The sequence below is a fragment of the Catenulispora pinisilvae genome, from assembly GCF_015356865.1.
In the GTDB taxonomy this organism is placed as follows: Bacteria; Actinomycetota; Actinomycetes; order Streptomycetales; family Catenulisporaceae; genus Catenulispora; species Catenulispora pinisilvae.
Window position 1 is genome coordinate 15,057 of record NZ_JAAFZA010000140.1, and the last position, 11,949, is coordinate 27,005.

The window sequence follows — 11,949 nt, forward strand, 5'->3', positions numbered from 1 at the left end:
GGCCCCCGGCAGTGGACGTCCCGCGGCGGCGGCGTTCGAGATTCACGGCGTCACTCAGCCGGTCGTCGTCGGGGCCGCGGACGCGGCCTTGGCGACACTGACGTTGCCGGCGAGCGCTTCGAGCTGGCCGACGAGGTCCTCGGGCACGGACAGCGTCAGGTCGAGGGCGTCGCCGGAGACGGAGAACGCCAGGATGGTGGCCTGGCACAGCGGCTTGGTGGGGTAGTTCGGCGCGGGCTGGTTGTTGGCGCCGTTTCCGCCGGCGGGGGCGGCGCCGCCATTGGTCTGCCACAGTTCCACGACATCGCCGGGCGAGAGTTGGTTCTCCGGGAACTGGCCCTCCTTGAAGAGGTACCCGATCATCGCCTGGCCGGACTTGAGCGCCTGCTGCTGCGGTGAGCCCAGCATCTCGGAGACCAGCAGCGAGCCCGCGACCAGGGTGCTGCCCGCGGTGCTTCCGGTCACCTGATTGACCTGCGAGAACAGGACGTAGTGGATGCTGTCGTCCGCGGCGACCCGCACCTCGGCCATGTCACCGGCCTCAATCTTGGTCCCGGCCGCGACGGTGTGCGTCATCTCGATCGCGGATACCCGGTTTCCCGAGCGGCTCACCAGGAGCATGGTCGCCAGCGCCCCGGCGAGAATGAGCAGCACCGCGAGTGCGGCAAGCGCGGGTTTGCGTTCACGGCTGGCCGTCGGCAGCCGGTTGCCCGCGGCCAGCGGCTGCCCGCCGGGTTGGTAGGCGCCGACACTCGCAGTGCTCCCGCCTGCGCTGGATCGATCCTTGCTCACTCTTGTGTTCCCCGTCTCGCGCACGTCGAGCCGCAGCTTTCCGGTACACGGAGTTGAAAACCCGTGGATAGTGGAGAAAACACAGCCCCCTGGCGGCGCCATCATAGCCACCCGCGTGCACGTTTGGGGAGCGCCGTAAAAGATCGATTCATCGGCCCGCCCATCGCAGACTCCCACTTCCGACCCGGTGAGAACGCCGAGTCGGTTCCAAGCGGGGCATCCCGGCAAGGGCGAGGGCTCCTGACCCATCCCCTCTCGGGGCCATCGTTGCCGGACGGGCGGCCGCGCCCATATCAGGATCCTGACAGAGGGCTGCCCGCCGGTCCCCACCGCACACGGGCCGACGGCACAGCGTCCACCATCGGGTTCACCGCGAAACCTAGGGAAAACCCGGGCGCGTGCCCGACGAACATCACGTGCACACCACGCAGTCTTTGTATTACCGTACGGCAGGCGGTCGGCACCTGCCGCCGTCACGAATTCCATCACGGGAGGGCTTCCACATGGCACTCACAGGTGCTGACCTGGATCTGCTTTTCAACACGGGCAAGACTTTCGGGACCCAGGGCCAGGCTCTGGACCAGCTGATCAAGGCACTGACCAAAGAGGTCGACGGCACGCGCGCGACGTGGACCGGCTCGTACGCGGAGAAGTTCCGCTCGGAGTGGACCGCCCTGCAGCCGAAGTTCCAGTCGTTCGTCCAGACCCTGACGGATGCCTCGAGTGACATCAACAGCAACGTCAAGGCGATCTCGGCCGCGACCGGCACGCCGATCCACGGCTAGGTTCACGGTTCGAGGTACGACGCACACCGTCGGTGCCCCGCGGCCAACGGCCGCCCGGGCACCGACGGGCTGTGCTTCGCGGTCGGGTGGACACTCCCGGCCGGAGTGCGACGAAGGGTAAAGGCGGCGCGAAGCCGACGGGGCGGGAGTGGACCATGGGTGATCCGACCACGACAATGGTGGCGAATCCTCGCATTCAGTATCTGCAAGCGGCGCAGGCCGCACTGGCCAAGTACGAGCCGGACATCCGGGCGGCGCTGGACAGCACCGTCAGCGCGATGACCGGGGGTTCGGTGTGGACCGGCAGCCCGCAGGCCAGCAACTTCACCACCGATGTCCAGGGCGGACAGGGTACGCTGCGCACGAACTACGACAACCTGGTCACCGACGTCACCAACGCGCTCCGCAGCGAACCGGCCCAGGTGACGCTGCAGGAGGCGCAGGCCTGGCAACGCCAGCGCCGCCTCGACCGGTACTGAGGAGGACGGCCGAACCCATGGGAAGACCCCTACCGGACGGCGGCCCCTCCGGGCCGGTGTCGGCGATCGACGTAGGCGCCCTGAGCACCATGATCAGCAAGCTCACCGGCAGCGTGAACACCCTGATCGGCGACGTCGGCTCCCTGATGACGCTGTTCAACCAGGCCGAGCTCGACACCTCCAGGCTGACCACGATCAACGGCGTGGCGAACTCGATGCAAGGTCAGCTCCCGATGCTGAACCGCCGCCTTTCGCTGGCCCAGGCCCTGGAACGGATCGAACCGGGCACCACGACCGTCGGTGTTCCCGAACCGGTCACACTGACCTCGCAGCAGGCGTCGAACAACGGCAGCACCCTGGCGGACCAGTTCCTGAAGTCGATGGACGACAGCGATGACGGCACGGTCGACCCGAAGCTGCTGGCGCAACTGCTGCAGAACGCCGGCGACCCCGACTTCGCTAAGGGCTTCTACGACAAGCTGGGCCCGCAGGGCGTCGCCATGGTGTCGGCGGCCTGCCGCGGGGAGACGAACGCGGGCAACCAAGCGTACGACCAGGAAGTGCTACGGCAGTCGTTCGCGACCTACATCGGCGCCAAGTTCGCCGGACAGCCCCCGGCCAGCCAGCAGGCGCAGTGGAACAAGTGGATCCAGCAGGTGAAACAGCCGAACGGCGCGGTGGACCCGGGCGTCCTGGCCCCCTTGATGTCACCGTCCATGACGTCCCCGGACGACACGAGCTTCCTGCTCGCCTACGGGGATCTCGTGGTCAACCACGGTGACAAGCTGGACTTGACGGACATGCGCGGGGACGGCTCGGGCAACCCGTTCACGCAGGACGGCTGGACCGCCATGTACAACGCGATGGCGGCGAACCCCGAGGCGTCCGGCCAGTTCATGAAGGCCAACTGGAACACCGTGATGTCGCCGAACTACCTGTACGGACCGGGACCGAACCAGGAGGACCCGAAGAGCGGCCGCAACGCGGCGTTCGCAAGCATGGTGCAGGCGGGCACCATGGGCATCGACGCGCAGGACCCGGCGCTGTCGAAGGAGAACTCCGCGCACCTGCTGTTCGACTCGTACAGAAACTTCAGCGGCGGCGACTGGAAGGGCCAGAACGAGTACTCGGACCTGACCCCGATCCTGACCCAGCTCACCGAGTCCCCGTTCAACGCCTCGACGGTGGCACAGCTGGCGAACGGCTCGGACAACGGCAAGCAGTTCTCGGTCTTCTACAACGACTCGAACAGCAACTACGCGAACGTGCCCTCTGGAGCACAGGACGCGAACATCCTCAAGCTGGCGGTCCAGCAGCCGGGCTGGGCTCCGTCACGCCAGCTGATCACGGACACCGGCGGCATGGTCAACGCGCTCAAAGCAGATCCCCTCTACTTGCAGCAGTTCTACGCCGACGGCGGAGCCGCCCTGGAAAGCCAGGTCGCCGCAGCACTGCACGTCGAGGACGGCACGCACGGCACGACCGTCCTGTCGAAGGACTCCGAGGCGATCCTCGCGAACTACGGGGCCGGCCTGGCCGGGGCGAGCCTGCTGGTCCACTCCGGCCAGCTGCCGCCCAACACCCTCGACCCGATCTCCGCCATGAAGGGCGGGCCGGAGAACGTGTGGTCGGCGTCCATGCTGCTCAAGTACGGGCCGCAGGAGAGCCCGACGAACCAGGCCTGGGATCCGAAGTTTCTGCAGGACTGCGCCGGGAACGTGTTGCAGTGGCGGGCCAACCAACAGATGCGTCCTTCGTGGGATCCGCCAATGCTCGCGCAAGGGTTCGTCGGCGCCTATATGGACGGGGACAATGCCTGGTACAAGGCGCTCGGGCTCAACTTCGACCACACCGAGAACATGAACCTGCAACAGCAGGGGAACATGCTCGACGCCATCAACGCCAACGATCCGTCGCAGGCCGTGCTCGCGCAGCTCGCCGGGAGCAAGCAGGCCTCCCAGTCGCTGCTGATGGATTCTGGCAAGGTCGGCAACCTCCCGGCCGGCCAGTTCTACGCCGACCAGCTGTTGAGCGACAAGTGGATGGTGAACGGCGACGACGAAGGGCAGAACGCCGCGGCCGTCATCAAGATGGCGATGAGCAATCCGAGTGACGATCCCAAGCTGCGGGCCGCCATCGCCGCGGAGATCTTCACAGCGGACTCCGCCAATGCCACGTGGCGGCAGACCAGGAACGACAACGACAAGAGCACTTACACCGGCATGCCGCCATCGCTGGCACAGAGCCTGGCCGGTGTGGCGGGTAGCTACGTGCCGGACATGGCCAGCGGTGTTACGCAGACTAATCCCAGGACAGACGCCGCGCTCAACCCCGTTACCGGGCTGTGGCAGGTCTACCCGAACCTGGAAAACACCAAGCAGGTCATCGCTGATATCTACAGCGACAAGGATGCCAGCACCACGTTCAACAACGCGATGGCGATCACGTACAAGTTCTATGCGCAGAACGGCAGCAAGATCGACCCGAGTACGCTCCAAGACGATTTCACACAGTTGGGCCAGCTTTCTGGCGTCGCCAACGAGGTCGGGCTCGACAACGGCTACAACAATGCCGTCGATCAGGACGCGCAAGCTCAGGCCGCCGAGAACGCGTTCAACGCGATCACCGGCGCCTACGGAAATGCGCCGCTTCCGCTGATCAAGGGAGTCGATCCGCTCGGTTGGAGTCAAGCGCTGCTCGGGGCAGTCTCGCCGTATATCACTCAGCAGTACTTCCACACCGACCACGCTGCGAACTACACACAGGCCGCGCAAGGGCAGCTGTTCACGTCCCAGAGCGCTCTTCAGTATCCGATCGCGGTCGGCCTGGCGAACATCCCGAACATCAGCCCGTCACCGGATCCCAATGTCTTCGTGATGCAGGGCGGGCAATGGACGCTCAAGCAGAATTTTGATCAGCAGGCATATTCGCACTGGTGGAGCGCGGTCGCGCAGAATCCCAAGTACGCGAATTACCTCAACTGGTCGGCAAGTGGCTTCACGAACACCACCGCCACCCGGAATCCCAACAGCGGCGGCCTATCCAACTCATCCACATCTGGCGGTTGATGCGCGTGCTCAGCAGGAAAGTGGCGACGGTCGCAGCCGCCATCGGCGTGGTCGGGTCCGCGGCCGCGTGTTCGTCCGGGTCGGGCGCGGCGTCGTTGCCGACACCGAAGGCCGGGAAGGCCGCGCAGTTCTCGATTGTCGACGGTTCGGGTCACGGCGTCGTGCTGGCACCACCGGGCGGGTCGTTCGATTCGATCGCCGCGATGTCCGACGGCGGTTTCGTGTACTATGACGGCACCACATTGGCGGCAGTGAACTCCCATGGAATTGCGAAGACAATCCCGTTCACCGTGGCTGTCGTGTCTGCCGCGCGGGGCTCAGGTGCCGACATAGTCGTTGCGGCATCTGGTGACGCGACAGTCGCCACGTCGGCAACGACCGTTGTGACAGTGAACTTGGGAAGCGGCCAGGCGACCACAGCATTCCAGCTGCCAAAATCCGGTTCCGACGCCAACACCACCCCCAGTGTCTTTCCGGTCGGCTACCGGCCGGACGGATCCCTTGTGGTCGCCAACCGCGACAGCCTGTGGTCGATGGCACCCGGGGGCTCGCCTTCGCTGGTCGGACGGGTCCCGGTCGCCAACGGTATGTCCTCCGCCGATGTTTACAGGGTCGCGATGGGCAATACGGGGACCGTTTACGCGATGACAGACCAGATCGGGTCCACGAGGGATCCGCTCAGCAACCGCCTCGGCTCGATCATGACATTCGCCGCGGGTTCCACGAGCCCCGTTCCGTTCGCGTTGCCGTCAGCCATCCCGGGCATCGCCGGCTCGCCGAAGACCTTGCAGGTCGACGGGATGACCTCCGACGGCGGAGACGGAATCTACGCGCTCGTCGAGGAAAGCCCCACGGGCTCGGGCCAACGGGGCCGGACGTACGTCGTCCACCTGCACGACGGTCAGGCCCAGATCGTGGCGAGCGAGGTGGCCGGCTCGGCCCATACTCAGGCCGCTTGCAAACTCTCCGGCGAGGTGGACGCCTCCGCGCTGCCGTGTCTGCCATCCGACGGCACCGCCATGGCCTATCACGCCGGCAAGCTCATCCTGGTCGGCCAGAGCACGGACTACAAGCCCGACTACCTCGTCATCGGCGTCGGCTGAGGGGGGCGGAATGCCGGACACAGCGCTGAGGACAAGCTGCATCACGAGCTCGAACAATGCCAAAACGATCGCCGGGGTATCGCTGGCCGCTGTGTTGCTCTCAGCCGCCGGGTGCTCCTCAAGCAACACCTCAGGCCTCAAGGTCGCGTCTGTCACAGCCGCCGCCGCGAAGGTCGGCGACTCGGGTACGACCTGCCCGCTGATCTTCGACAAGGCAGCAGTGCTCAAGACCGCCGGGATCCCCGGGACCCTCGCCCCGTCGAGTGATCCCTCGAAGATCGCGTCCGGGGACGACGGGACGAAAGCGTCCCCCGGCTCTCCGATGGCGGTGCGTGGCGGCGGCGGGGTGATCACCTGCGGTTTCGAAATCGCGGTGAACGGATCCACGACCGATGTCACCGTCATGCTGGTGGCTGTGAATTCCGGTACGGCCTCGGGAATCCTGATCCCCTCGCTGGCTTCGAAGACCCAGTTGGCGAACGCCCAGCTCGAACCCATGCTGAGCGCGCCGATCCCGGTCGGCAGCGCACGCCTGGCACCCGGACCCGGCGTCGCCGCGCTCGGTCATGTCAAGGTTCAAGGCAACGGCGACGCCGCGCTGCTGGTGTCCGTGGACGGCACAGGTGCGCCCTCGATCGCTGGTGACCCGCTGGAGAAGTTCACCACCGCCCTCACCTCGAAGATCAGAGCCTGAGCAACGAGGACAGGCCGCACGAAGACCGTCGCCGATGACTTCGGGGGTGTCCGCCCGGCTCCCTACTCCGTCACCGCCACCTGCACCAACGACACCTGCCCGCTCGTCACCAGATTCCCCCGCCCGATCGGCCCGGCTCCGGTGCCGCGGCCGAGCCGCACGCCGAACATGTCGCCGTCGCTGGGGGTCTGCTGGGAGATGATCAGGCCGCTGCGGAACTTGCGGGAGTCCGCGACCAGGCCGCGGTAGCCTCCGCTGAGGCTTTCGATGCTGCCGGCCGAGATGATCGCGCGCTCGGCGTCTCGGGCCTGTCTGAGGACTTCGACCAGGTGCTCGTCATACGGGTTCTCGTAGATCAGCTCCGCGTCGTCGACCAGAACGGTGAAACGCTCGCGTCCGGCCAGTACCTCTTTGAACTCCTCGATCTGGTCCGTGCTGCTGAAGACACCCAGCACGCCTTCCTCTCCCGCCAAGTCACGCAGCGGAGAGCGGCGGGGGGTGACGATGGCGATCGGGATCCCGCGGTCGGCCAGGGATCGGCCCATCGTGGCCAGGGCGGTGGAACGGCCGGATTTCAGGGGGCCGGCTATGACGAAGCCGGGGCCGGCGGCCATCAGATCGACACCGACCGGGGCGAGGTCGTCACCCCCGACGCCGACCAGCGCCCACAATGGCTCGCGGCTCGGGGTGCGGTCGGTCAGGGCCAGCGCCTCGCGTGCGGTGACCCGCATCGGGAGCGGGTCCACGTGCAGGGGCCGGTGCGCCGGCGGGGCCGAGCCGGGGCCGGACGAGCGCTGCTCCGCCTCCCGGGCGATCGCCTGGATCGCCGCCACCTGCGCCGGGCCCGAGGGGTCCGGGTCCAGCAGTGCGACCTGGGCCTCCAGGACACCGTCGGCGGTGGGTACCAGTATGCGACCGTCACCCAGGCTGCCGGGCACCTCGCGCGGCGGGATCCCCGCCATACCGTAGTCGCTGACATCGGTCAGGCGCAGCAACAGGCGATCCTCGAACACCGTGGAGACCTGCCCCGACAGCAGGCTGCGGTCGCCGGTGATCACGATGCGGACGCCGACCGCGGCCCCCTCGCGGGACAGTCGCAGCGCCGAGTCCACCAGCCGGCCCATGTCGTACTGCTCGAAGGCGGCGATGAAGCCCTCCCAGCGGTCGATCATCAGGACCATCCAGGGCAGGCGCTCCTCCGGGCTGCGGGCCATGGCCCGCTGCTCGGCGAGGCTGGACGCGCCCTGCGCGGCGAGCAACTGCTGGCGCCGGGCCACCTCGGCCAACAGGCGGGTGAGCAGACGGTCGACACGTTCGGGCTGGTCGCGTGTGACGACGGCACCGCAATGCGGGAGCGCCACGAGCGGGAGAAGAGCGTTCGCGCCGCCGTCCACCGCGTAGAGGTGCACGTCGTTCGAGGAGATCTGCGCGGCCAGCGCCCCGGCGATCGTCCGCAGCACGGTGGAGCGGCCGGAGCGCGGCGCGCCGACGATCGCGAGGTGTCCGCCGCGGACGATGTCAAGGGCCAGCGGCCCGCGCGCCTGCTGTGCCGGGAGGTCGAGCATGCCGTAGCCGACCGGCGGCACGTCCCGGTCATCGCGCGCCCGCACCGGCGGGAGCTCAGCCAGTGTCGTGATCGGCGGCAACGGCTCCAGCCACGGGCTGCGCTGCGGCGCGTACCCCAGGTCCTGGTTCGCCGCGCGGATGGCGTCGACCAGAACGCCCAGGTCGGTGGCCAGGTTGTCGTCGTCAGGGCCGACCGCGGCAGCGGGCTTGGGCTCGGGGCGGCCCAGGCCGTTCCATGAGATCTCGGCGAAGGCCGGGGCGGGTCGGGCCGAGACGTCGGCGGACGGCCGCCGACCGCCGACGCGCGCGGCCTGTACCGCGGTCAGCGCGGCCGCACCGGAGCGGACGTTGCAGCGGCCGGGCGTGGACTTCGAGATGAGCGCGGAATCCCGGGACTCCACGACGTCCATCGACTCCTCGGCGCTGGTCACGCGCAGGGCGATGCGCAGGTTGGTATTCGCTCGGATGTCGCCGCTGACCACACCGGCCGGCCGCTGCGTGGCCAGCACCAGGTGCACTCCCAGCGAGCGGCCCCGGCGCGCGATGTCCACCAGGCCGACGATGAATTCGGGCAGTTCGGCGAACAGCGCGGCGAACTCGTCGATGATGAGCATCAGCCGGGGCAGCGGTGCCAACTCCGGCCGCAACCGCTTGGCGTCCCAGTAGGTTTCGATGTCCTTGGCGGCCGCCTCGAACAGGATCTCCTCACGACGCTTCAGTTCGGCGGCCAGCGAGTCCAGAGCCCGCCGGGTCAGGTGCGCGTCAAGGTCGCTGACCATGCCGACGGTGTGCGGGAGGCGCGCGCAGTCCAGGAACGCGCTGCCGCCTTTGTAGTCGATGAGGACGAAGTTGAGCGAGTCCGGCCGGTTCACCACCGCCAGTCCGGCGACCCAGGTCTGCAGCAGCTCCGACTTGCCGGCCCCGGTGGTGCCGGCGACCAGCGCGTGCGGGCCGTCGCGGCGGATGTCGATGGTGAACACACCGTCGGCACTGTAGCCGAGCGGCGATTCCGTGGTCCGGCCGTCGCGGTCCCACCACCGGCGGATGTCGGCCGAGTCGGGGTTCTCCATCCCGAGCAGGGTGAGCAGCCGCGCCGAGGTCGGCAGGCCGCTGCCGGCGTCGTCCCGACTGACGTCGCGGACCGGCGCCAGCGCCCGCGCCAACCGCTCGGCCCACTGGACGGTGACCTGCTCGGCCAGCACCTCGCCCAGCACGTCCAGTCCGCCGCCCATCAGGGTGACCCGGGTCCCAGACGGGCTCCACAGCGCGACCGTCTTGCATTCCTCGGGCAACAACCGCTCATCCTCGTCCAGACAGAGGGTGTAGATGCCGTACCGGGGGCCCTCGGAGAGCACCTTCGGCATGCCCGGCGTACGCCGCAGGACTCTGGTCCCGTCCAGAACCACCAGTATGTTGGCTTCCGGGGCGGCGCTGGACCAGGCATCCTTGGACTCGGCCTCCGCCCTGCGCCGATCGATCTCGCCGATCAGCCAGGCCACCCGCCTGGACACGGTCTCGGGATCGGTGCCGACCATGGCGACCACGTCCTGGCCGTCGCGCGGGGCGGTGTGCGGCAGCCACTGGGCCCAGGACCAGGCCTGTTCGGCGTCGGGCTGCATGCTGAGGATGACGACGCCCAGATCGCGAGGGCTGTGGTGGACGACGGCCTGGCTCAGCAGCCAGCGCAGCAGGCCGAGGGCGGGCTGACGGTAGCCGGCGATCCCGACGACGCCGGACTCCGCGACCGGGATCGCGGCCGGGACGGAGTAGACGGTGGTTTGCGCCGGGTCCAGATCGCCGGGTTCGACGCCGCTGACCGTCACCGAGCTCACCGTGTCGATCAGGCCGACGCGCAGCAACAGGGTGTCGGGGTCGTCGAACCGGCGCTCCCACAGCCTGCGGCGCGGGCCGGTCGCGGTGAGCAGGACGGATGCCGGGTCCGGCATGGCTTCGCGGCGGAGCCACTGGTCCTCGCGCCGGGCCCGGTCGAGCTCGGCGACGAACGAGGCCATCTGCTGTTCGTACTCCTTCATCGCCGTGCGGTGGTTCTTCTTGCCGAAGCGCTTGTCGCTGAAGTACGTGCCGAGCAGCATCAGCGGGCTCATGGCACACATCCCGAGCATCATGGCGCTCTTGGTCGCCAGCCACATACCCACGCCGAGAACCACCGGGACCAGGCCGCCGATCAGCTGGAGCCGGACCTTGCTCAGCTTCTCCGGGCGAGTCGGGGCCTGGATCGGGGCGGTCCGACGGTGCGGGCGCAGCCGCGGCGGCCGGTTGTAGGCGGCGCCGCCGTCGCCCATCGGGGTCAGGTGTGCGTCGGGGGCCTCGGGATGCGCGACGGTGAGAACCGACTCACCGATCCGCAGCGCGGCGCCGGGGTTCCAAGGCGTCGACCCGGCCATCGGCGCACCGTCCAAAGTAGCGGCGGCCCCCTGCGGCACCACCGCGATCGACCCGTCGACCGCGACATCAACGGCGACGGCGACCGGCGGCAATGCGGGATCGGCGATCTGCAGGCCGCCGGCGCAGTCGAGGTTGCCGATCCGCAGACGGCCGATGCCTATTCGGGCCACGCGGCCTGCCCCCGGGCCCGACACGACACAGACCTCGACCATCCCGCTGGGCTCCCGCAGTGTGGTGGCGGGCGCGGACTGCTCGTCCAAAGCGATGACGGCTCCATGCCGAACGGCGTCCCCGACGGACGCGGCCACGTCCAGGGGACGGCCGTCGGCCCACAGTGTCCCGCTGGGGCTGTGGAACCTCGCCGCCAGCTCACCGACCGATGCGGAATCGTCGACCGTGACGACCACGTCGCGGTGCTGTGTGCCTGCGGCGAAGACGACGGTCAGGAGCAAACGCATCTCGGAGGTTCCTTCGCCATTGGACAGTCAGCCTCGGAGCCGGCGTCAGGCAGCGGCATCAGGGGGTGACTTTACACCGTGCACATCGGCGGCGACCGAATGATCCTTAGCGGATGCCACCGGCACGACGTGCTTGGAATCCCGCCATCGTAGCCTCGTCCGTTCCGCCACCGAGGCGGGCTAGTACCGGGCCGGGCACCCACATCTCCAGCACGGCCTAATCAGAGTTCTGTGATATCGAGCCACGCCCCGATCGGCACCCGCGGGACCCGATCTCGTCATCGCACGATTCGGAACCCGCTGAAATGGCCCATTCCATCGCAGCCGAACCAAGGAAAAAGCTACCCGTGCCCCCGCGCGCAGTCCCGGGAACCCCTGATATCACTGTTACAGCGCCGTGCATCGGACGGGGCCCGCCGGGGACGAAGGGAGCCGCCGTGAGCGCAGCGGACGAGCGCCTGTGGCGGCCTGAGGCGCCGGTTCCGTTGGCGCGGGTGTCCGTGTGGGTCACTCGTGGGCAGGATCGAGCGCATCGCGGCCAGCCCGCGTGCGGTCTGGCTCTTGACGGTCCCAGTGGCGATGCCGAGCAGTCTGGCCG

The 11,949-nt window shown here is 68.3% G+C and carries 7 protein-coding genes; 5 read left to right on the forward strand and 2 right to left on the reverse strand.

Annotation, left to right across the window (positions count from 1 at the left end):
* Positions 1–54: 54 nt before the first annotated feature.
* Positions 55–792: an SAF domain-containing protein gene (locus IZR01_RS31040; protein WP_194891696.1), complete on the reverse strand. Its 738-nt coding sequence runs from the start codon at positions 790–792 to the stop codon at positions 55–57.
* Positions 793–1,295: 503 nt separating this feature from the next.
* Between IZR01_RS31040 and IZR01_RS31045 the strand changes: the two genes are divergently transcribed.
* From IZR01_RS31045 to IZR01_RS31065, 5 genes are all read left to right on the forward strand, one after another.
* Positions 1,296–1,577 carry a WXG100 family type VII secretion target gene (locus tag IZR01_RS31045; protein ID WP_194891697.1) on the forward strand — a complete coding sequence of 94 codons (282 nt, stop codon included), beginning with the start codon at positions 1,296–1,298 and terminating at the stop codon, positions 1,575–1,577.
* Positions 1,578–1,732: 155 nt separating this feature from the next.
* Positions 1,733–2,056: a hypothetical protein gene (locus tag IZR01_RS31050; protein WP_194891698.1), complete on the forward strand. Its 324-nt coding sequence runs from the start codon at positions 1,733–1,735 to the stop codon at positions 2,054–2,056.
* 17 nt (positions 2,057–2,073) lie between these two features.
* Positions 2,074–5,124, forward strand: a complete 3,051-nt coding sequence (locus IZR01_RS31055) for a hypothetical protein (protein ID WP_194925939.1) — start codon at positions 2,074–2,076, stop codon at positions 5,122–5,124.
* A complete protein-coding gene (locus IZR01_RS31060) occupies positions 5,124–6,227 on the forward strand; it encodes a hypothetical protein (RefSeq protein WP_194891700.1) in 1,104 nt (367 codons plus the stop codon). Before IZR01_RS31055 ends, IZR01_RS31060 begins: the two co-directional genes overlap by 1 nt.
* Positions 6,228–6,237: 10 nt before the next feature.
* Complete coding sequence (locus IZR01_RS31065) at positions 6,238–6,921, forward strand: hypothetical protein (RefSeq protein ID WP_194925940.1); 684 nt, start codon at positions 6,238–6,240, stop codon at positions 6,919–6,921.
* Between the two features lie 62 nt (positions 6,922–6,983).
* Here the strand turns inward: IZR01_RS31065 and IZR01_RS31070 are convergent, their stop codons facing one another.
* Entirely contained in the window at positions 6,984–11,351 is a 4,368-nt protein-coding gene (locus IZR01_RS31070; protein WP_194925941.1) for an FtsK/SpoIIIE domain-containing protein, read from the reverse strand.
* Between the last annotated feature and the right edge of the window lie 598 nt (positions 11,352–11,949).

Bases quoted from the DNA above. Each gene is read 5' to 3' on its own strand.
- IZR01_RS31045 (WP_194891697.1), top strand. From the start codon at position 1,296: ATGGCACTCACAGGTGCTGACCTGGATCTGCTTTTCAACACGGGCAAG.
- IZR01_RS31050 (WP_194891698.1), top strand. From the start codon at position 1,733: ATGGGTGATCCGACCACGACAATGGTGGCGAATCCTCGCATTCAGTAT.
- IZR01_RS31055 (WP_194925939.1), top strand. From the start codon at position 2,074: ATGGGAAGACCCCTACCGGACGGCGGCCCCTCCGGGCCGGTGTCGGCG.
- IZR01_RS31060 (WP_194891700.1), top strand. From the start codon at position 5,124: ATGCGCGTGCTCAGCAGGAAAGTGGCGACGGTCGCAGCCGCCATCGGC.
- IZR01_RS31065 (WP_194925940.1), top strand. From the start codon at position 6,238: ATGCCGGACACAGCGCTGAGGACAAGCTGCATCACGAGCTCGAACAAT.
- IZR01_RS31070 (WP_194925941.1), bottom strand. From the start codon at position 11,351: ATGCGTTTGCTCCTGACCGTCGTCTTCGCCGCAGGCACACAGCACCGC.